Genomic DNA, 21,309 nt, shown 5'->3' on the forward strand with positions numbered 1-21,309 from the left:
TCAGTGCGGCCGGCCGCCGAGCTGCAGCGTCACCTTCTCCGCCGCCTGGCGCACCAGCATGCCGATCTGGCCGATGCGGTCGTCGCCCATGCGCTCGCGCGGGGCGGAGATCGACAGGGCGGCCACCGGGCGGCCGCCGCGGTCGAGGATCGGCGAGGCGACGCAGCGCACGCCGGACAGGTGCTCCTCGTCGTCGATGGCGTAGCCGGAGCGGCGGGCGCGGCTGATCTGGTCGCGCAGGCTGGGCAGGTCCGGCACGGTCTTCTCGGTCAGCCGGGTCAGGGCCAGGGCGGGCAGGGTGCGCGACAGCACCGGGTCGGTCTTGGCCGACAGCAGCGCCTTGCCGACGCCGGAGCCGTGCACCGGCAAGGGCGTCGACCCCGGCAGGCTGGCGCCCGGATCGCCCAACTGGTGCAGATAGAGGATGGTGCCGCGCTCCTCGACCGCGAGGTTCACGGTCTCGTGGCACAGGCCGAACAGGGTGCGCATCGGCGGGTCGGCCAGGCGGCGCAGCCCCATGCCGTCGGCATAGGCGAGGCCGGAGAGGAAGGCCTGCAGCCCGACCGTCCAGCGCCGCGTCGCTGGGTCGAAGCGCACGTAATGCGCCTCCTCCAGCGTGGTCAGCAGGCGGTGGACGGTGGGGGCGGAGAGGTCGGTGGCGCGGGCCAGCTCGGTCAGGCTCATGCCCTCGGCCCGGGCAGCCACGGTGTCGAGCAGCCGCAGCGCGCGGAGCAGGGACCGGACCTGTCCGGTCTTCGGTTCGTCGATGCCGCTGTCGCGATCGATCTCGGCCATGGCGCTCCTGACTGGACGCTCAGGCCGGTGACCGGCTTCGCGTACCCTCCCGTTCGTGCATGCGGCGGCCTTGGATATAGGTCGCCTTGATCGACCGATCATCTCCCAAAGTCATGAGGATGAACAGTTCTTCCTCGAGATCTGCCTCGACCGCCTCCATCCGGTGCGCCATGGCGGCGGTGGCGCGGGCGTCCAGCACCACCAGGTCGGCAAAGCGGCCGGGGGCGATGGCACCGATCTCGTCCTGCAGGCCCAGCGCCTCGGCATTGCCGGCGGTGACCAGGTGGAAGGCCTCCAGCGCTGACAGGTTGGTGCCCTGCAGCTGCTGCACCTTGTAGCCCTCGCCGAGGGTGCGCAGCATCGAATAGCTGGTGCCGCCGCCGACATCGGTCGCCGCCGCGATCCGCACCGGCGGGTCGCGCCGCTGCAGCTCGCGCATCGGGAACAGGCCGCTGCCGATGAACAGGTTCGAGGTCGGGCAGAACACCGCGACCGAGCCGGTCTCGGCCATGCGCGCCCGCTCGCGCTCCTCGAGATGGATGCAGTGGCCGAACAAGGTCTTCGGCCCCAGCAGCCCGTATTTGTCATAGACGTCGAGATAGTCGCGGCTGTCCGGGAACAGCGCCTTCACCGCCTCGATCTCCTTGAGGTTCTCGGCGATGTGGGTCTGGACATAGGCGTCCGGGAATTCCCGGGCCAGCGCGCCCGCCGCCTCCAGCTGCGCCTCGGTCGAGGTGATGGCGAAGCGCGGGGTGACGGCGTAGCGCTGCCGGCCCTTGCCATGCCAGCGCTGCAGCAGCCGCTTGCTGTCGTCATAGGACGACTGGGCGGTGTCCAGCAGGCCGGGCGGGGCGTTGCGGTCCATCATCACCTTGCCGCCGATCATGGCGGTGCCCATCACCTCGGCTTGGGAGAAGAAGGCTTCCGCCGACTCCGGATGCACCGAGCCGTAGACCGCAGCGGTGGTGGTGCCGTTGCCCAGCAGCTCGGCCAGGAACCATTGCGCCTGGCGCTCGGCAAAGGCCTGGTCGGCGTAGCGCTGCTCGGCCACGAAGGTGTATTTCTGCAGCCACTCCAGCAGCTGCGCGCCGTAGGACGCGATCACCTGGGTCTGCGGGAAGTGCAGATGCGCGTCGATGAAGCCGGGCAGGATCAGCTCGTCCGGATAATGGTCGACCGCGGTGCCGGCCGGCAGCGTCGGCAGGACCTCGGCCGCCGGGCCGACCCGGGTGATGCGGCCGGCCTCGACGACCACCAGCCCGTCCGGGATGTAGCGATAGCTGGCGTTGTCGCCGGCGCCCTTGGGGGCGGCGAGAAAGCTCAGCAGACGGCCGCGCAGGGCGGTGGGGGGCAGGGCGATGGTGATGCTCATCTCAGGTCTCCGGTCATCCGGGATTCCAGCCGGGTGTCGTCACGACACCTCTTCTGTCATTGCCCGGCTTGACCGGGCGATCCAGGGGCCACGGGCACCGCTCTCGATGGCCCCTGGATCCTCGGGTCAAGCCCGAGGATGACAAAAGAGGGAGGGCCAAGGACATCCCGCCTCACTGCACGGCCTGGTCGGGATCGGCCGTCCAGCGCCCGAGGAGGTCGCGCTCCTCCGGCGTGATCTGGCTGACATTGGCCGGCGGCATCGCATGGGTCAGCACCGCCTGCAGGCGGATCAGGCCGGCGTGGCGCCGGATCTCCTCCGGCGAGTCCAGCAGCACGCCGCGCGGCGCCTCGTTGATGCCCTCCCAGCCGGGCATGGTCGAATGGCACATGCTGCAGCGGGACACGACGACGTCGGTGACCTGGGCGAAGGACACCGGCTTCGGCTCTGCCGCGGCGGCCGTCTGCACCGGGGCCTGTGCCGGCACGCCGATCCACGGCTTGGTCGCGGTCGCCACTTCGTGCTCGCGCGGCGGCGGCAGGGTCGACAGCCAGATGATCGCCGCCATGCAGGCTGTCGCGACGCCCCAGGTCCACCACGGCGTCGCTTTGCCGGCGTGGCGCGAGTTGAAGAAGTGCCGGATCACCCCGCCCATCACCAGCACCAGCGCGGTCATCACCCAGGCCCAGTGCGACCCGAAGGCCAGCGGGTAGTGGTTGCTGAGCATCAGGAACAGCACCGGCAGGGTCAGGTAGTTGTTGTGCAGCGACCGCTGCTTGGCCTGCCGGCCGAGATTGGGGTCCGGCGTCTGCCCGGCCAGCAGCGCGTCCACGACCTTGCGCTGGTTCGGGATGATCAGGAAGAAGACGTTGGCCACCATCATGGTGCCGATCAGCGCGCCCATCTGCAGCATCGCGCCGCGGCCGCTGAACACCAGGGAGAAGCCGTAGGCCGCCGCCACCAGCCCGACGAACCCAGCGGCGGCCAGCTTGACGTCGCTCTCGCCCAGCGGTGATTTGCACAGCAGGTCGTAGGCCAGCCAGCCCAGGGCCAGGCTGACCACGCTGATCGCGATCGCCTCCTTCGGCGAGAACATCGACACCTGCGGGTCGATCAGGAACAGGTCGGCGCCACGATAGTACAGGACGCAGAGCAGGAAGAAGCCGCTGATCCAGGTGGAGTAGGCCTCCCATTTGAACCAGGTCAGCTCCTTCGGCAGCCGGTCCGGCGCCACCAGGTACTTGACCATGTTGTAGAAGCCGCCGCCATGGATCTGCCAGGCCTCGCCGCCGGCGCCCTTCGGCAGGTCCTCGCGCTTCTTCAGGCTGAGGTCCAGCGCGACGAAATAGAAGGACGAGCCGATCCAGGCGATGGCGGTGATCACGTGCACCCAGCGGGCCACGAGGTTGATCCATTCCCAGATGATCGGCTCCATGCCGTCGCCTCCGCCGTCTGGCTGATTATCCGTTCCCGCCAGCCTAATGAACATCGCCGCGGCTGGGGAAGCGATGCGGCCACGCAGCACTTTCAAAAGAAAGGCTATAATCCCGCCCGGCGGATGCACCCAGACTCGCATCCGGGAACAGGGAGCACGGATTGGCGCTGCTGGAGAACATGCGGGTCTTCGTGCGCGTGGTCGAGCTCGGCAGCCTGTCGGCCGCCGGCCGGCAGGTGCGCATGTCGCCGGCCGTGGTCAGCCACCGCATCCAGCAGCTGGAGCAGCATCTCGGCGTCCGTCTGCTGAACCGCACCACCCGCCAGGTGCAGACCACCGAGCACGGCCAGACCTTCTACCGCCACTGCCTGGTCGTGCTCGACACGGTGGAGCGGGCCGAGACCAGCGTGGCCACCACCAGCGGCGTGCCGTCCGGCAGCCTGCGGGTGACGGCGCCGCTGGGCTTCGGCCGCCGCATCCTGGCGCCGCTGGTGCCGCAGTTCCATGAGCTGTACCCGCGCGTCGACCTGCGGCTGCGCCTGTCCGACCACCTGCTCGACCTGCTGGGCGAGGCGGTGGACCTGGCGATCCGCATGGCGGAGATGAAGGATTCCAGCTTCGTGCTGCGCAAGATCGCGGATTGCCGGCGGGTGCTGTGCGCCTCGCCCGGCTATCTCGACGCCCGGGGTACGCCGGCGACGCCGGAGGATCTGATCGGCCACAACTGCCTGCTGCTGCGCTTTCCCGGGTCGCGGCAATACCAGTGGACGCTGGAGGGCAAGGACGGCCCGTCGAAGGTCCCGGTGCGCGGCAGCTTCGACGCCGATGACGGCGACGTGCTGACGCAATGGGCGGTCGACGGCCGCGGCATCGTGCTGAAGCCGGTGTGGGAGGTGGCGGCGCATCTGCGCAGCGGCGCGCTGCAGGTGGTGCTGCCCGACCATCCGCCGGAGCCGGTGATGCTGGCGGTGCTGTACCCGCATCGCAGCTTCCTGCCGGCCAAGGTGCGGGTGTTCTCGGATTATCTGGTGGAGCACACGCGGTCGCTGCTCAGCGCCGACCTCGCGCTGTGATCGCCGCGACCAGCCGCGCCGCGGCCCGGTCGATGTCGTCCTCGGTGGTGCCACGGCCCAGGCCAAAGCGCAGGCTGCCATAAGCCTCTTCCGGCGACAGGCCGATGGCGCGCAGCACATGCGACGGCTCCGGGCTGCCGGTGGAGCAGGCCGAGCCGGTGGACAGCGCCAGATCCGGCAGGTCGAGCAGCAGGTCGGCCGCGTCAAGCCCCGGCAGGCTGACATTGAGGCAGCCGGCCAGGCCGTGATCGACAGAGCCGTTGCGGCGCAGGTCCGGCAGCTCGCGTTGCAGCGCCCCGAACAGCCGCTCGCGCAGGTCGGTCAGGCGCCGGGCATCGGCCGTCCGGCGCTGCCCGGCCAGGCGGCAGGCGGCGCCGAGTCCGACGCAGAGGGCGGTCGGCAGGGTGCCGGCGCGCCGCCCCTGCTGCTGGCCGCCGCCGTGGAGGAGGGGGCGCAAAGTCACACCCTCGCGCACGAACAGGGCGCCGATTCCCATCGGGCCGTACAGCTTGTGCCCGGACAGGCTGAGGAAGGCCGGGTCGAGGGCGCGAACATCGACCGCGCCGGTCGACAGCATCTGCACGGCGTCCGTGTGCAGCAGGGCACCGGCCTCGGCGCAGATCCGGGCTGCCTCCGCCAGCGGCTGGATGGTGCCGATCTCGTTGTTGGCCGCCATCAGCGAGACCAGGGCCGGACGGCCGGCCAGCAGCGTACGTAGGGCGTCGAGATCCGCGGTGCCGTCTGGCCCGACCGGCAGGGTCGCGGTGCGGTGCCCTCGCGCGGCGAGCTCCGGCAGGCAGGCCAGCACGCTGGGATGCTCGATCGCCGAGGCGACCGCCGGCCAGCCCGCGGGCGTGCCGCCCAGCAGCGCCAGGTTGTTGGCCTCGGTGGCGCCGCCGGTGAACAGGATCTCGCCCGGCCGGGCGCCGATCAGCCCCGCCACCTCGGCCCGCGCCGCCTCGATCGCCTCCGCCGCCCGCCAGCCCGGCTGGTGCCGGGCAGCGTGCGGGTTGCCGACCGCCGCCGGGTCGAGCCACGGCCGCATCGCGTCGAACACCTCCGGCGCTAGGGGGGTGGAGGCGAGGTGGTCGAGATAGAGAACCTCGGTCATGGCCGACATTGCTACCGCGTCGTCACCGCCGCGATCACCTTGTTCGTGCCATCGGTGATCAACGCGCACTGAATGTCCGCGATCACGGCGCTCACCACCTGTTCCACGGTCTGAGGATTGTTGATCGTCGGGGTGTTGATGTGCCCGCGCCCTGCTGCAACCCATGGGGATCTGGGGGCGATCACCACGGCAGCCTTCATGGTGTTCTTGAGGCGAGGCGCGGTGGCTGGGTCGGCCGGAATCTCTGCGATGATCCTGGTACTGTAGACATCGGATCCCGGTGGGGAATACAGATCCTCCCCATATGCAGCCTTCCGGTCGAAGATCGCCTTCTCATTGCGCGTGGTCTCGGTGACTCTCGCCGTCACGCCGAAAGCATTGCTTCCCACATAAGTGCCGGCAGTTTCGGAGCTCGAGACGGAAAGGCCGATGTTCTCATAGGAGCCATACTCCACCTGTCCATAGAGGGGATGGCCGTAGCCGAAGACGGTGTCCCAATAGGGCTGGCCATGTCCGATGGCATAGGTCTGGACAGCAAACTGCTGGCGATCCGCGTCATAGGTTGCGTATTTCGGGTTGAATGCCGCCTGAACAATATAGGTGCCATCTGTATTACCCAGCGCATTGGCAACCCGGGCATCGAACTGTGGGGTCGTTTCAAACTCGTTGCGCTGGGTCGGGAGCCGGGACAGGGCCGCCCTGACCCGGTCGAACGAGACCGGCGTGATCATCTGGCCGAGATAGCTGTCGCAGGCCTGGGTCGAGGCGGCGACCGGCGTAGGCGGGCTGGAAGCGCTGGAGGCGATCGCGGGCGGTGTGGTGACCGAATCTGAGCAAGCTGAAATCAGTGCGAGCCCAAATATAAGGGCCGGTGTGTGAATGGGCTTCAAAATACTCCCCCTGCGGCTGGCTTGTATCTCCAGAGCAAGACAACGCGCAGTCTGGGTTCGCTGACGGCGAACCCAGACTGCGAAGGATCGCGCCTCAGGCTTCCACGCCCTCGACATACCAGTCCATCTTGGCGATCTCGTCGTCGCTCAGGGCCTTGCCCTCGGGCACGACCAGCTCGCCCTTCTGGTTCTTGATCGGGCCGGCGAAGGGGTCGAGCGTGCCGGCGATGATGTCGGCCTTGGTCTTCTCCGCCGCGGCCACCACCTCGGCCGGGATCGCCTCGTTGTACGGCGCCAGCGTGACCATGCCGTGCTTGAAGCCCCACCAGATGCTCGAGGTCTTCCAGCTGCCGTCGAGCACGGCCTGCACCCGCTCGACGTAATACGGACCCCAATTGTCGACGATCGAGGTCAGTTGCGCCTTGGGCGCGAAGTTGCGCATGTCCGACGCCTGGCCGAAGCCGTGGACGCCGCGGGCCTCGGCGACCTGGATCGCCGCCGGGCTGTCGGTGTGCTGGCACAGGATGTCGGCGCCGCCGTCGATCAGCGCCTTGGCGCCGTCGCTCTCCTTGCCCGGGTCGTACCAGCTGTTGACCCAGATCACCTTCACCTTCATGTCCGGTCGGATCTTCCGCGCCGCCAGGGTGTAGGCGTTGATGCCCATCACCACCTCGGGGATGGGAACCGAGCCGATATAGCCGGTGACGCCGGTCTTGGTCATGTGGCCGGCGATGGTGCCGCACACCGCGCGCCCTTCATGGAAGCGGGCGTTGTAGGTGCTGACATTCGGCGCGGTCTGATAGCCGGTGGCATGCTCGAACTTCACCTTCGGCAGCGCCTTGGCCGCCCGGATCGTCGGGTTCATGTAGCCGAACGACGTGGTGAAGATCAGCTCGTTGCCGGCCTGGGCCAGCTGGCGCAGCACGCGCTCGGCGTCCGGGCCTTCCGGCACGCTCTCGACATAGCTGGTCTTCACCTTGTCGCCGAAATGCGCGTCGATCTCGCGGCGGGCGAGGTCGTGGCCATGGGTCCAGCCATAATCGCCGATCGGCCCGATATAGATGAAGCCGACCTTCAGCGGCTCCGCTGCCCAGACCCGGCCGGGCAGGACCGTCGTCGCCAGGGTGGCCGCGGAGCCCGCCAGCACCGACCGGCGGGAGAAGCGCATCGACATGAAGACCTCCTTGTTGTGATTCATCGGATGATAGCGATCCGTGATTGGAAGCGCGATTGGGATCGCGCTCCTGTCCGGCCTAGATCGAAGGCCGGAACGGCTTGCCCAAAGCCGCCGGCGCCTGCAGCCGGCCGCGCCACGGCCCGGCGGCGATGATCACCAGCACCGCAATGGTGGCGAGGTAGGGCAGCATGGTGAAGACCTGCGGCGGCACCTCGATGCCGCCGATGCCCTGGGCGTGCAGCTGCAGGATGGTGACGCCGCCGAACAGATAGGCGCCCAGCAGCACCCGCCATGGCCGCCACGACCCGAACACCACCAGCGCCAGCGCGATCCAGCCGCGGCCGGCGGTCATGCCCTCGATCCACAGCGGCGTGTAGGACAGCGACAGGAAGGCCCCGGCCAGTCCGGCCATGGCGCCGCCGAACAGGCAGGCGAGATAGCGCACCAGCAGCACCGGATGGCCGATCGAATGCGCCGATTCCGCGGATTCGCCGACCGCGCGCAGCACCAGCCCGGCGCGGCTGCGCTTCAGGAACCAGGCGACGCCGAAGGTCATGGCGACCGACAGGTAGACCAGCGCGTCCTGGCCGAACAGCAGCGGGCCGATGACCGGCAGGTCGGTCAGCACCGGCAGCGACAGCTTCGGCAGCGGCGCGATCGGGTGGCCGACGAAGCCGGAGCCGAGCAGGGCGCTGAGGCCGACGCCGAAGATGGTCAGGGCCAGGCCGGTGGCGACCTGGTTGGCCATCAGCGTCAGGGTCAGCACGGCGAAGATCAGCGACATCGCCGCGCCGGCCAGAGCCGCGGCCAGGATGCCCAGCGCCGGCTGGCCGGTGGTGAAGGTCACCGCGAAGCCGGTGACCGCGCCGATCAGCATCATGCCCTCGACGCCGAGGTTGAGGACGCCGGAGCGCTCGACCACCAGCTCGCCCAGCGCGGCGAGGAGCAGGGGGGTGGCGGCGGTGATCACCGTCGCCGCGATCAGGACCAGGATATCCATCACGACACCGTTGCGGGCTTGGAGGCGGCCTGGGCCGAGGCCCAGCGCAGGCGGTAGCGGACCAGCACGTCGGCGGCCAGCAGGTAGAACAGCAGCATGCCCTGGAACACGCCGGTCGCCGCGGTCGGCAGCCCGGCCGAGACCTGGGCGTTCTCGCCGCCGATATAGGACAGGGCCATGACCAGCCCGGCGGCGACGATGCCGATCGGGTGCAGCCGGCCGAGGAAGGCGACGATGATGCCGGTGAAGCCGTAGCCCGGGGTCAGCTGCGGGATCAGCTGGCCGATCGGGCCGGCGGCCTCGAAGGTGCCGGCCAGGCCGGCCAGCGCGCCGGACAGCAGCAGGGCGAACCAGGTCACGCGCTTGCGGCTGAAGCCGGCGAAGCGGGCGGCGGCCGGGGCCTGGCCGACCACCCGGATCTGGAAGCCGAACACGGTGCGGCCCATCAGGAACCAGGCGGCGACGGCGACCAGCCCCGCCGCCAGCACGCCGAGATGCAGCCGGGTGCCTTCGACCAGGATCGGCAGCACCGCGGCGTCGGTGAACATCCGGGTCTGCGGGAAATTGTAGCCGTCCGGGTCCTTCCACGGCCCGAACACCAGGATCCCCAGCACCAGCGAGGCGACATAGGTCAGCATCAGGCTGGTCAGGATCTCGCTGACGTCGAAGCGGGTCTTCAGCAGGGCCGGGATCGCGGCATAGGCCATGCCGCCCAGGGCGCCGGCGACGCACATCGCCGGCAGGATCCACCAGCCCTCCTCGCCCCAGAAGCCGAGCGCGACGGCACCGGCGGCGATGGCGCCCATGATCAGCTGGCCCTCGGCGCCGATGTTCCAGACATTGGCGCGGAAGCCGATGCCGAGCCCGATGGCGATCAGGATCAAGGGCGCCGCCTTCACCCCCAGCTCGGTCCAGCCGTAGAAGCTTTCGACCGGCGCGATCAGGAACTGGTAAAGCGTCTCGGCCGGGTCCAGCCCGAGGGCCAGGAACAGCAGCCAGCCGCTGGCGATGGTCAGGGCGATGGCGATCAGCGGCGTCAGCCAGACCATCGCGCGGGAGGGTTCGCGCCTCGGTTCGATCCTAAGCGACATGGGCTGTATGCTCCCTTTCCTCGGCCGCGTCCGGCTCGGCGCCGTGCAGCCCGCCCATCATCAGGCCGATCTCGGCGACCGAGATCTCGGCGGTCGGCCGCGCCTCGGACAGCCGGCCGAGATTGATCACCGCCAGCCGGTCGGTGATCTGCAGCAGCTCGTCGAGGTCCTGCGAGATCACCACCACCGCGGTGCCGTTCTGGGCCAGGGTCATCAGCGCCTGGTGGATCGCCGTGGCGGCGCCGGCGTCGACGCCCCAGGTCGGCTGCGACACGATGAAGATCTCGGGCGTCTGCAGCACCTCGCGCCCGACCACGTATTTCTGCAGGTTGCCGCCGGACAGGCTGCCGGCCAGCGCCTCGGCATCGCGCGCCTTGACCCCGAACTCATGGATCACCCGCTCGGCATAGCGGCGGGCCAGGCCGGCGCGGATCAGCCCGCCGGGCGCCAGCTTCATCCGGTTGCGGGCGCTCAGCAGCGTGTTGCCGGCCAGGCTCATCTCCGGCACCGCGGCGTGGCCATTGCGCTCCTCCGGCACGGTGCACAGCCCCAGCAGGCGGCGCTGCTCGGCGCTCAGATGCGCCACCGGCTTGGCGCCGATGCGGATGGCCCCGGCCGGGCGGACCCGGCGCTCGCCCGACAGGGCCTGCGACAGCTCGGTCTGGCCGTTGCCGGCAATCCCGGCGATGCCCAGGATCTCGCCGGCGCCGACGGTGAAGCCGATCTGCTTCAGCGCCGTGCCGAACGGGCCGTCGGCGGGCAGGCTCAGGTTCTCGACAACCAGCTTCGGCTCGGACGCGCCGCGGGCGCCACGCCGCGACAGGGTGCGCAGCTCTGCCCCGATCATCATCTGCGCCATGCTGCGCGCGGTCTCGGCCGCCGGGTCGCAGGTGCCCACCACCTTGCCACCGCGCATGATCGTCGCCGCGTCGCACAGCGCCTTGATCTCGTGCAGCTTGTGGCTGATGTAGAGGATCGAGCAGCCCTCCGATGCCAGGCGGCGCAGCGTCTCGAACAGCCGCTCCACCTCCTGCGGGGTCAGGACCGAGGTCGGCTCGTCCATGATCAGCAGCTTCGGGTCCTGCAGCAGGCAGCGCACGATCTCGACCCGCTGGCGCTCGCCGACCGACAAGGTGTGGATCTCGCGATGCGGGTCCAGCGGCAGGCCATAGGCCTCGGACACCTCGCGGATGCGCTTGGCCAGGACCCGCCGGTCGGGCGGGCTCTCCAGGCCCAGCGCGATGTTCTCGGCCACAGTCAGCGCCTCGAACAGCGAGAAGTGCTGGAACACCATGCCGATGCCGAGGCGCCGGGCCTCGTGCGGGCTGGCGGGGCGGGCCGGCTGGCCGTTCCACAGGATCTCGCCGGCATCGGGCTGCAGCAGGCCGTAGATCGATTTCACCAGCGTCGACTTGCCGGCGCCGTTCTCGCCGAGCAGCGCATGGATCTCGCCGGGCTGGACGGAAAAGCTTACCCCGTCGTTCGCGACGAGGCTCGCGAACCTCTTGGTGATGCCGCGGAGTTCGATGCGCGCGGGGCCGGCCCCCGGGTTGCGGTCCATGCAGCCTCCTGTTCTGGAGCCGCCCCCGACGCCGGTTTGTCGGCGGGGGCGGACACGTCCTTAGCCTTGGCGAAGGCGATGAGCAATTCCGCCGCGACCATGGCGGCGATGACGGGCGGGCGCTTGTCCCGCCCGAGGCCAGCCCCGATCGGGCAGGTCAGGGATTCCGGGCGCCGCGGGTCGTTGCCGCGGGCCCGGAACCAGCGCTCGAAGCGCTCGCGCTTGGTGGCCGATCCGATCAGCCCGATATAGGCGGCGTCACCGCGCCGCAAGGCCGCCTCGGTGACCTCGAAATCCATGGCGTGGCTGTGGGTCATGACCAGATAGGCGGCGCCGGCCGGGGCCTCGGCAATGACGTCGGTCGGGGTCGGCGTCAGCCGCCGGACGACGCCCTCCGGGATCTCGGCCGGGAACTCGTCGGCGCGGCCGTCGACCCATTGGATCTTCACCGGCAGCGGCGCCAGGGCGCGGGCCAGCGCCTTGCCGACATGGCCGGCACCGAAGATCAGGACACTGGGCCGGGTCGCGGCCTCCTCGGCCTCCTCGGCCTCGATCCGGGCCAGGGTGGCGCCGTCCGCCAATTCCAGTTCGATCACCACGAAGCCGCCGCAGCACTGGCCGATGGCCGGGCCGAGCGGCATCTCGACCCGCTGCGACTGCTCCTTGGCGGCGATCAGGGCCCGGGCGGCGGCGATCGCATCCCACTCCATCCGTCCACCGCCGATGGTGCCGCGGGCGGCGCCGGCGGTGACCAGCATGTGCACCCCGGCCTCGCGCGGGGTCGAGCCGCGAGCCTCCGCCAGCGTCACCAGCACCGCCGGCTCGCCATCGCCGAGCCACAGCCGCAGGGTGGGGGCGAGGGGGGTCATGCGAACCCTCCGGCATCGCATCCGCAATAGCTTTCCCGTAGGCGCTCATCGCACAATTGAGTCCCCCCTCCCCTTGCGGGAGGGGGGCAGGGGGAGGGGGCTGCGCGCGTCCGCGCGCGAACGGGCAGGGCACCGGACTCGCTATCCATGCCGGTTTGCGACGGTCTGGGCCAGCTCGAGCCGAGAGAACCCCCTCCCCCTAATCCCCTCCCGCAAGGGGAGGGGGGACTAGAAAGAGGCGATGTGTGAACGCCGCAGTCCCACGAGGGGAGGGGGGACTCAAAAAAGGCTGGCGCGTGCAGGAGCTGCATCATCCCACGCCTCCCGCCGCCCTGACCCGTTCCACCGCGTCCAGCACCTTCTCCGGTGTCGCTGGCGGGTCGAGGCGCGGGCACACCTTGTGGTCGGCGACGCTCGCCACCGCGTCCGAAATCGCGTGCAGCACCGAGACGCCCAGCATCAGCGGCGGCTCGCCCACGGCCTTGGAGCGGTAGATCGTCTCCTCATGGTTGCGCGTGTCGGCCAGCCGGACGTTGAAGATCTTCGGCCGGTCGCTCGCCACCGGGATCTTGTAGGTCGACGGCGCATGGGTCCGCAGCCGGCCCTTGGCGTCCCACCACAGCTCCTCCATGGTCAGCCAGCCGGCGCCCTGGACGAAGCCGCCCTCGATCTGGCCGCGGTCGATCGCCGGGTTCAACGACTGGCCGCAGTCGTGCAGGATGTCGGTCCGGTCCAGCCGGTACTCGCCGGTCAGCGTGTCGACCGTGACCTCGCTGACCGCGGCGCCATAGGCGAAGTAGTAGAACGGCCGGCCGCGGCCGGCGGCGCGGTCCCAATGGATCTTCGGGGTCTTGTAGAAGCCGGCGGCGGACAGCTGCACCCGGCCGAAATAGGCGGCGCGCACCAGGTCCGGGAACGGCACCTCCTGGTCGCCGATCTGCACCACATTGCGGCGAAACACCACCCGGTCGGGCGTCACCTGCCAGCGCTCGGCGCCGAAGGCGACCAGCCGCTCCTTGATCGTCCGCGCCCCGGCCTGGGCCGCCATGCCGTTCAGATCGGCGCCGGAGGAGGCGGCGGTGGCCGAGGTGTTCGGCACCTTGCCGGTGGTGGTGGCGGTGATGTGGACGCGGCCGATATCGACCTGGAACTCCTCGGCCACGACCTGGGCGACCTTGACGTACAGGCCCTGGCCCATCTCGGTGCCGCCATGGTTCAGGTGGATCGACCCGTCCTTGTAGACATGCACCAGCGCGCCGGCCTGGTTGTAGGCCGAGAAGGTGAAGGAGATGCCGAACTTCACCGGCGTCAGCGCCAGGCCGCGCTTGAGGATGCGGCTGGTCCTGTTCCAGGCGCGGATCTCGGCGCGCCGGGCCTGGTAGTCACTGTCGCGCTCCAGCTCCGCCACCAGCTCCGGCGCGATGTTGTCCTCGACCGTCTGGTGGTACGGCGTCACGTTGCGGTCGTCGGTGCCGTAGAAGTTCAGCTTGCGGATCTCCAATGGATCCTTTCCGACCGCGAAGGCGATCTCCTCGATCAGCCGCTCGCCCGCCACCACCCCCTGCGGCCCGCCGAAGCCGCGGAAGGCGGTGTTCGACTGGGTGTTGGTCTTCAGCGGCTGCGAGGCCAGCTGCACCGCCGGGTAGTAATAGGCGTTGTCGGCGTGGAACAGGGCGCGATCGGTGACCGGGCCGGACAGGTCGGCCGACCAGCCGCAGCGGGCCGCCAGCAGCATCTCGACGCCCTCGATCCGGCCCTCCTCGTCGAAGCCGACGCTGTAGTCGACCTCGAAATCGTGACGCTTGCCGGTGATCACCATGTCGTCGTCGCGGTCCGGCCGCAGCTTGGCGGCGCGGCCGGTGGCCTTGGCCACCAGGGCGGCCGTGGCGGCGAACAGGTTGCCCTGGGTCTCCTTGCCGCCGAAGCCGCCGCCCATGCGCCGGATCTCGACCGTCACCGCCGCGTCCGGCACGTCCAGTACGGACGCCACGATGTGCTGCACCTCGCTCGGATGCTGGGTCGAGGAATGGACGGTGACGTCGCCATCCTCGCCCGGCAGGGCCAGGGCCACCTGGCTCTCCAGGTAGAAATGCTCCTGCCCGCCGATCCGCATCCGGCCGTCGATCCGCCGCGGCGCCGCCGCGATCGCCGCCCTGGCGTCGCCGCGCTTCAGCGTCATCGGCTTGGTCACCAGCGTGCCGGCGGCCTTCGCGGCCTCATAGTCCAGGACCGGCGCCAGCTCCTCATAGTCGATCACGGCGAGGCGGGCGGCGCGGCGGGCCTGGTCGCGGGTCTCGGCAGCCACGGCGAAGACCGGCTGGCCGACATGCTGCACCAGGTCGGTGGCGAACAGCGGCTCGTCGCCCAGATGGTTGCAGCCGATGTCGTTCTCGCCGGGCACGTCCGCCGCGGTGAAGACCCGGACCACGCCGGGGGCAGCGCGGACCTGGGCCAGGTCGATCGACCGGATCCGCGCATGGGCGTGGTCGCTCAGCCCCAGACAGACATGCAGCAGGCCCGCCGGCTCCGGGATGTCGTCGATATAGACGGCCTCGCCGCTGACATGCTTGTGGGCGCTGTCGTGCCGGCGCGGGTCGTGCACCGCGCCGTCGATGCGGTCGGCCGCCGGCTGGGCTTTGGCCTGGGCCCCGGCTTGGGACAAGGTGGTGTCAGGCATGGGCCAGGCTCCGCTCGCCGACCAGCCGCGTCTCGGCGGCAGGGTCGGCGGTTTCGGCATGCAGCTTCAGCAGCAGGTTGGCGGCGACCTTGGCGCGATAGCCGGCGCTGGCGCGCCAATCGGTCAGCGGCGTGAAGTCCCGGGCCAGCGCGGGCAGGGCGGCGCGAACGACATCCTCGGTCCAGGGCTGGCCGGCCAGCGCCTTCTCGGTCTCGGCCGCCCGCTTCGGCGTGCCGGCCATGCCGCCATAAGCGATGCGGATATCAGCCACTTTGCCGTCCTCCACCCGCAGCCGGAAGGCGGCGCAGACGGCGGAGATGTCCTGGTCGAAGCGCTTGCTGATCTTGTAGGCGCGGAAGCGGTCGCCGGGCCGCAGCTTCGGCAGGAACACGCTCTCGACGAACTCGCCCGGCTTCCGGTCCTGCCGGCCATAGGCGATGAAGAACTCCTCCAGCGGCAGCGACCGGCGCTCGTCACCCCGGCGCAGCACCAGCGTGGCGCCGGCGGCGATCAGGGCCGGCGGCATGTCGCCGATCGGCGAGCCGTTGGCGATGTTGCCGCCGATGGTGCCGACGGCGCGCACCTGTTCCGCCCCGATGCGGCGGATCAGCTCGCCCAGGTCGGGATAGGCGCGGCCCAGCGGCCCGATCGCCTCGGCATAGGTCACGGCGGCGCCGATCTCGAAGCCATCCGCGGTCTCGCGCAGGCCGCGCAGGTCGCGCACCCGGCCGGTGTAGATCACCGCGGGCAGCACCCGCTGCTGCTTGGTGACCCACAGCCCGACATCGGTGGCGCCGGAGACGATGACGGCGTCCAGCTGCTCCAGCAGCAGTGCCGCGAAGGCCGCGGTGGTGGCCGGGGCGTAGAAGCGGCGGGCGCCGTCGCCGACCGCGACCGTCTCGTCATCCTCCAGCGCGGCGAGGCGCCGGGCCGTCTCGGCCTCGGCCGCGGCGAAGCGGTCCGCCTCGGGCGCGCCGAGCTCGTACATGCGCTGCCCGGCGGCGACGATCGGAGCATAGCCGGTGCAGCGGCACAGATTGCCGGCCAGGGCGTCGTCGATCCGGCCTTCGCCCGGCGTCGGGTCGTTGCGGTACAGGGCGAACAGCGCCATGACGAAGCCGGGGGTGCAGAAGCCGCATTGCGAACCGTGGCAGTCGACCATCGCCTGCTGCACCGGGTGCAGCGCGCCGTCGGCCGCCTTCAGATGCTCGACCGTCAGCAACTGGCAGCCATCCAGCGTCGCCAGGAAGCGGATGCAGGCATTGACCGGCTCGTAGCGCATCCGGTCGCCGTCGCGCCGGCCGACCACCACGGTGCAGGCGCCGCAATCGCCCTCGGCGCAGCCTTCCTTGGTGCCGGTCCGGCGCTCCTGCAGCCGCAGCCAGTCCAGCACGGTCAGGGTCGGATCGACCGTGCGGATCTCGCGCAGCTCGTCGCCGAGGAGGAAACGGATGTGGTCTCGCATGACTCAGCTGCCGCGGTAGGTGGAGTAGGACCAGGGCGAGATCAGCAGCGGCACATGATAGTGCTGGTCGGCATGGGCGATGCCGAAGCGGATCGGCACCTCGTCCAGGAAGGGCGGGTCGGTCAGGGTCACGCCGGCGGTGCGGAAATAGGTGCCGGTGGCGAAGACCAGCTCATAGGTGCCGGGGCGGAAATCATCGCCGGCCAGCAGCGGCGCGTCGCAGCGGCCATCGGTGTTGGTCCGGGTCTCGGCGACCAGGGTGCGGCGGTCGCCGTCGAGGTGGTACAGCGCCACGCCGATGCCCATGCCCGGCCGGCCATGCGCCGTGTCGAGCACATGGGTGGTCAGTCGTCCCTGGTGGGATGCCGTGTGTTCGGCCATCCTGCCTCTCCGTGTTGCCGGCGCCTTGGCGGTCCCTGGCGGTCCGTCCTGCCGCCGGGCATTATCGCCCTGTCCGGCCAGACGCGCTTGTCGTTTTGTTGCGATTGTCATGTTTCACCCGGCCTGCCTGTTGCTCAACGGCTGTTCGGCGGAAAGACTTTCAACGCAAAAGCGAAAGTGGATGCGGCCCGGGCCGCTATCCTGTGCTTGGGATCACGCGTGCGAGGGAGGATCGGTGTCCGTCTATCCGAGAAATCTGGTCGGCTACGGCCCGAACCCGCCCCAGGCCGACTGGCCGGGCGGCGCCCGGCTGGCGCTGCAGTTCGTCCTCAATTACGAGGAGGGCGGCGAAAACTCGATCCTGCATGGTGACGCAGCCTCCGAGAGCTTCCTGTCCGAGATCGTCGGCGCCCAGCCGCTCCCGGGCGTGCGCCACATCTCGATGGAATCGCTCTACGATTACGGCGCCCGGGTCGGCGTCTGGCGCATCCTCAGGCTGTTCGAGCGCAAGGGGATCCCGCTGACCATCTACGCCGTCGCCATGGCGGCGGAGCGTCACCCGCAGGTGATCCGCGCCATGGTCGAGGCCGGGCACGAGATCGCCAGCCACGGCTATCGCTGGATCAACTACCAGTATGTCGGCGAGGACACCGAGCGCGAGCATATCCGCAAGGCCGCGGAGATCCTGGAGCAGGTGTCGGGCCAGCGCCCGCTCGGCTGGTACACCGGCCGCACCAGCCCCAACACCCGGCGGCTGGTGGCCGAGCATGGCGGCTTCCTGTACGACGCCGACGCCTATGACGACGACCTGCCCTATTGGGAGCGGGTGGGGGACACGCCGCAGCTGATCGTGCCCTACACGCTGGACGCCAACGACATGCGCTTCGCCGCGGTCCAGGGCTTCAACTCCGGCGACCAGTTCTACGCCTATCTCAAGGACAGCTTCGACGCGCTGTACCGGGAGGGTGCGGAGACGCCGCGGATGATGTCGGTCGGGCTGCATTGCCGCATCGTCGGCCGGCCGGGCCGGATCATGGCGCTGGAACGGTTCCTCGATTATGCGAAGCAGCATGACGGCGTCTGGTTCTGCCGCCGCATCGAGATCGCGCGGCATTGGCGGGAGAAGCATCCGTATGGCGGCTGAGATGCTCACGAGCGCAGCAATCAGAGTGAGTCCCTCCTCCCGCAAGGGGAGGGGGGACTTAAAAAAGCTCATTTCAAAGGCGCCTGAATCCGATAGACCCCGCGGGAAAGCTGAGGGGGGACTAGGTTGTGCTGGGCTGTGGGATGGGATCATCCGATGACCACCCCACGTCCCAGCACCATGGACCGCGACCTGTTCACCGTCCGCTTCGGCGGCGTGTTCGAGCATTCGCCCTGGATCGCCGAAGCGGCCTGGGAGGCCGGGCTCACCCATGAGCAGGACACGGCCGAGGGGCTGCACGCCGCCCTCAGCGCCGTGTTCCGCGCCGCCGACCACGACCGGCAGCTCGGCGTGCTCTGCGCCCATCCCGACCTGGCCGGGCGGCTGGCCGTGGCGGGGGAGCTCACTGCCAGCTCCAGCGCCGAGCAGGCCAGCGCCGGGCTCGACCGCTGCACGCCGGAGGAATTCTCCCGGTTCCAGGAGCTCAACGCCGCCTATGTCGAGCGCTTCGGCTTCCCCTTCATCATGGCGGTGAAGGGCCGCAGCCGGGCCGAGATCCTGGCCGCCTTCGAGCGCCGGGTCGGCAACCCGCGCGACACCGAATTCGCCACGGCCCTGGCCGAGGTGGAAACCATCGCCCTGCTGCGACTGAAGGACCTGCTGCCGTGACCCTCGGGACAGCGCCGACGCAGAACACCCTCGCCTACGGCCCCGCGCTGATGCAGCGGCTGGACGCCCTGGCCCGCTTCAGCGAGGACCCGGACCGGCTGACCCGCACCTTCCTGTCGCCGGCGCACCGTCAGGCGGCCGATCAGGTGCTGGCCTGGATGCGCGAGGCCGGAATGGCGGCGCGGACCGATGCCGCCGGCAATGTCGTCGGCCGCTACGAGGGCGACCGCCCGGGCCTGCCGGCCCTGCTGCTCGGCTCGCATATCGACACGGTGCGCGACGCCGGCAAATACGACGGCAATCTCGGCGTGCTCGCCGCCATCGCCGTGGTCGGCGAGCTGCACCGGCGCGGCGAGCGGCTGCCCTTTGCCGTCGAGGTGCTGGCCTTCGGCGACGAGGAGGGGGTGCGCTTCCCGGTCACCCTGACCGGCAGCGCCACCGTCGCCGGTACCGTCGACCCGGCGGTGGCCGATGCGGTCGACGACAACGGACTGCGCCTGGGCGACCTGCTGCGCGACTTCGGCGGCGACCCGGACGGGCTGCAGGCCGAGGCCCGGCGGCGCGACCGCGTGCTGGGCTATGTCGAGCTGCATATCGAGCAGGGGCCGGTCTTGGAGGCCGAGGATCTGCCGCTCGGCATCGTCACCGCGATCAACGGCGCCGCCCGCTACAACGCTACGGTCCGCGGCATGGCCGGCCATGCCGGCACCGTGCCGATGGATCTGCGCCGCGACGCGCTGGCCGCCGCCGCCTCGATGGTGCTGGCGGTCGAGCGCTGCGCCCAGGCGGGGCGCGAGGTGGTGGCGACCGTCGGGCAGCTCGACGTCCAGCCCGGCGCCGTCAACGTCATCCCCGGCGCGGTGCGCTTCACCATCGACATCCGCGCGCCGGACGATGCCGACCGCCTGGCCGCGATGGCCGAGATGACGGCGGCGCTGGAGGGCATCGCCCGCGGCCGCGGCGTCGAGCTGACGCTCGACCGCTACCACGACGCCGGCGCCGTCCGCTGCGACGAGGCGCTGATGGCGCGGCTGGAGACGGCGATCCGCCGCCACGGCCTGCCGGCCCGGCGCCTGCCCAGCGGCGCCGGCCACGACGCCATGGCCATGGCGTCGCTGACCCAGGTGGCCATGCTGTTCCTGCGCTGCCGCGGCGGCATCAGCCACAACCCGGCCGAATCCATCACCGTCGAGGATGCGGACCTCGCCGTCCGCATCCTGCTCGACCTCCTCCGCCAGTACGACCATGCCTGACCCGAAAGCTCCCGTGATGACCGACAGCATCGACACCGCCATCCACAGCTACCTCCACGGCGCGCGCGAGCAGCAGGCCCGGTTCCTGGCGGAGCTGGTCAAGGTCCCGTCCGACAACCCGCCCGGCGACTGCGACGCGCATGCCAGGCGGACCACCGAGCTGCTGCGCGAGCTCGGCTTCGAGGTCGAGGTCCATCCGGTGCCGGCCGAGCTGGCGAAGGCGCATGGCATGATCAGCGCCAGCAACCTGATCGTCCGCCGCCGCTTCGGCGACGGGCCGGTGATCGCGCTGAACGCCCATGGCGACGTGGTGGCGCCGGGCGAGGGCTGGACCCACGACCCCTATGGCGCCGAGGTGGTCGACGGCTGGATGTACGGCCGCGGCGCCGCCGTCTCGAAATCCGACATCGCCAGCTACGCCTTCGCCCTGAAGGCGCTGGAGGAGGCCGGCCGGCTGACCCGCGGCACGGTCGAGCTGCACATCACCTATGACGAGGAATCGGGCGGCGAGATCGGGCCGAAGCTGATCCTGGAGCAGGGGCTGTCGAAGCCGGACTTCGCCATCGCCGCCGCCTTCAGCTACGCGGTGGTGACCGCGCACAACGGCTGCCTGCATCTCGAGGTCGAGGTGCGCGGCCGATCGGCCCATGCCGCGCTGCCCTCGACCGGCATCGACGCGCTGGAGGCGGCGACGCCGATCCTGCTGCGGCTGTACGAGCACCGGCGCCTTTACCGGACCACGATGTCGAAGGTCACCGGCATCGGTTCGCCGCAGCTGACCATCGGGCTGATCGAGGGCGGCATCAACACCAATGTCGTGCCCGACCGCGTCGCCTTCCGGCTCGACCGCCGGCTGATCCCGGAGGAGAACGGTGCTGCGGTGGAGGCGGAGCTGCGCGGCGTGATCGACGACGCGGCCAAGGCGTTCCCGAAGGCGACGGTCACGGTCCGCCGCATCCTGCTGGCCGAGCCGCTGTCGCCGCTGCCGGGCACCGACCGCCTGGCACAGGCGATCCGCCGCCGGGCCGGGCCGGTGCTGGGCGAGGAGATCCCGGTCAAGGGCGTGCCGCTCTACACCGACGCCCGGCACTACGCCGCCGCCGGCGTGCCGATCGCCCTCTACGGCGCCGGCCCCCGCACCATCGAAGACGCCAACGCCCACCGCGCCGACGAGCGGCTGAAGCTGGACGACCTGTACAAGGCGACCGAGGTCATCGCGCTGGCGGTGCGGGATTTGCTGGCGGAGTAGGGGCGGACGCCGCTCCCCTCAAACTGTCATGCCCGGACTCCGTGCATGGTGTCCGGTTGAGGAGAAGTAGCAACTGAAGCGTGTTTATCTTGAGTCT

General features: G+C 70.2%; 18 protein-coding genes. 5 read left to right on the plus strand and 13 right to left on the minus strand.

All coding sequences use genetic code 11. The annotated features are described in order from the left end of the window. The 3 genes from QFZ27_RS17165 to QFZ27_RS17175 form a co-directional block, all read right to left on the minus strand. Positions 1-795, minus strand: a complete 795-nt coding sequence (locus QFZ27_RS17165) for an IclR family transcriptional regulator (protein WP_429227593.1) — start codon at positions 793-795, stop codon at positions 1-3. A 19-nt stretch (positions 796-814) separates the two neighbouring features. Then, complete coding sequence (guaD, locus tag QFZ27_RS17170) at positions 815-2,167, minus strand: guanine deaminase (RefSeq protein WP_429227594.1); 1,353 nt, start codon at positions 2,165-2,167, stop codon at positions 815-817. A 172-nt stretch (positions 2,168-2,339) separates the two neighbouring features. After that, positions 2,340-3,602, minus strand: a complete 1,263-nt coding sequence (locus tag QFZ27_RS17175) for a urate hydroxylase PuuD (RefSeq protein ID WP_429227595.1) — start codon at positions 3,600-3,602, stop codon at positions 2,340-2,342. A 161-nt stretch (positions 3,603-3,763) separates the two neighbouring features. On the opposite strand from QFZ27_RS17175, the gene QFZ27_RS17180 reads away from it, so the two are divergent. Then, positions 3,764-4,675 (plus strand): LysR family transcriptional regulator, encoded by a 912-nt coding sequence (locus QFZ27_RS17180; RefSeq protein WP_429227596.1) that lies wholly within the window; start codon positions 3,764-3,766, stop codon positions 4,673-4,675. Here the strand turns inward: QFZ27_RS17180 and QFZ27_RS17185 are convergent. The 10 genes from QFZ27_RS17185 to uraH form a co-directional block, all read right to left on the minus strand. After that, the gene (locus tag QFZ27_RS17185; RefSeq protein ID WP_429227597.1) at positions 4,653-5,786 is read right to left on the minus strand and encodes a cysteine desulfurase family protein; all 1,134 of its coding nucleotides are present in this window, start codon (positions 5,784-5,786) and stop codon (positions 4,653-4,655) included. The two genes, QFZ27_RS17180 and QFZ27_RS17185, sit on opposite strands and share 23 nt — an antisense overlap. An 11-nt stretch (positions 5,787-5,797) precedes the next feature. Then, a complete protein-coding gene (locus QFZ27_RS17190; RefSeq protein ID WP_429227598.1) occupies positions 5,798-6,676 on the minus strand; it encodes a hypothetical protein in 879 nt (292 codons plus the stop codon). A gap of 94 nt (positions 6,677-6,770) precedes the next feature. After that, positions 6,771-7,850: a BMP family ABC transporter substrate-binding protein gene (locus QFZ27_RS17195; RefSeq protein ID WP_429227599.1), complete on the minus strand. Its 1,080-nt coding sequence runs from the start codon at positions 7,848-7,850 to the stop codon at positions 6,771-6,773. 79 nt (positions 7,851-7,929) lie between these two features. Then, complete coding sequence (locus QFZ27_RS17200; RefSeq protein ID WP_429227600.1) at positions 7,930-8,853, minus strand: ABC transporter permease; 924 nt, start codon at positions 8,851-8,853, stop codon at positions 7,930-7,932. Further along, positions 8,853-9,944 carry an ABC transporter permease gene (locus QFZ27_RS17205; protein WP_429227601.1) on the minus strand — a complete coding sequence of 364 codons (1,092 nt, stop codon included), beginning with the start codon at positions 9,942-9,944 and terminating at the stop codon, positions 8,853-8,855. The genes QFZ27_RS17200 and QFZ27_RS17205 overlap by 1 nt, the downstream gene beginning before the upstream one ends. After that, positions 9,934-11,505, minus strand: coding sequence for an ABC transporter ATP-binding protein (locus tag QFZ27_RS17210; RefSeq protein ID WP_429227602.1), 1,572 nt, complete (start codon positions 11,503-11,505; stop codon positions 9,934-9,936). Before QFZ27_RS17210 ends, QFZ27_RS17205 begins: the two co-directional genes overlap by 11 nt. Then, positions 11,415-12,374 carry a xanthine dehydrogenase accessory protein XdhC gene (xdhC, locus tag QFZ27_RS17215; protein WP_429227603.1) on the minus strand — a complete coding sequence of 320 codons (960 nt, stop codon included), beginning with the start codon at positions 12,372-12,374 and terminating at the stop codon, positions 11,415-11,417. The genes QFZ27_RS17210 and xdhC overlap by 91 nt, the downstream gene beginning before the upstream one ends. A gap of 310 nt (positions 12,375-12,684) precedes the next feature. Further along, entirely contained in the window at positions 12,685-15,051 is a 2,367-nt protein-coding gene (gene xdhB / locus QFZ27_RS17220; RefSeq protein WP_429227604.1) for a xanthine dehydrogenase molybdopterin binding subunit, read from the minus strand. After that, complete coding sequence (xdhA, locus tag QFZ27_RS17225) at positions 15,044-16,516, minus strand: xanthine dehydrogenase small subunit (protein ID WP_429227605.1); 1,473 nt, start codon at positions 16,514-16,516, stop codon at positions 15,044-15,046. Before xdhA ends, xdhB begins: the two co-directional genes overlap by 8 nt. Before the next feature lie 3 nt (positions 16,517-16,519). Continuing rightward, positions 16,520-16,897: a hydroxyisourate hydrolase gene (uraH, locus tag QFZ27_RS17230; protein WP_429227606.1), complete on the minus strand. Its 378-nt coding sequence runs from the start codon at positions 16,895-16,897 to the stop codon at positions 16,520-16,522. A 235-nt stretch (positions 16,898-17,132) separates the two neighbouring features. Between uraH and puuE the strand changes: the two genes are divergently transcribed. The 4 genes from puuE (at position 17,133) to QFZ27_RS17250 (ending at position 21,212) form a co-directional block, all read left to right on the plus strand. Beyond that, a complete protein-coding gene (puuE, locus tag QFZ27_RS17235; RefSeq protein WP_429227607.1) occupies positions 17,133-18,041 on the plus strand; it encodes an allantoinase PuuE in 909 nt (302 codons plus the stop codon). A 156-nt stretch (positions 18,042-18,197) separates the two neighbouring features. Further along, a complete protein-coding gene (gene uraD, locus QFZ27_RS17240) occupies positions 18,198-18,710 on the plus strand; it encodes a 2-oxo-4-hydroxy-4-carboxy-5-ureidoimidazoline decarboxylase (protein ID WP_429227608.1) in 513 nt (170 codons plus the stop codon). After that, positions 18,707-19,963, plus strand: a complete 1,257-nt coding sequence (locus QFZ27_RS17245; RefSeq protein ID WP_429227609.1) for an allantoate amidohydrolase — start codon at positions 18,707-18,709, stop codon at positions 19,961-19,963. The genes uraD and QFZ27_RS17245 overlap by 4 nt, the downstream gene beginning before the upstream one ends. Positions 19,964-19,979: 16 nt before the next feature. Next, the gene (locus QFZ27_RS17250; RefSeq protein ID WP_429227610.1) at positions 19,980-21,212 is read left to right on the plus strand and encodes an ArgE/DapE family deacylase; all 1,233 of its coding nucleotides are present in this window, start codon (positions 19,980-19,982) and stop codon (positions 21,210-21,212) included. The last annotated feature ends 97 nt before the right edge of the window (positions 21,213-21,309 follow it).

It is taken from the genome of Inquilinus ginsengisoli, assembly GCF_050434925.1.
GTDB lineage: Bacteria > Pseudomonadota > Alphaproteobacteria > DSM-16000 > Inquilinaceae > Inquilinus > Inquilinus ginsengisoli_B.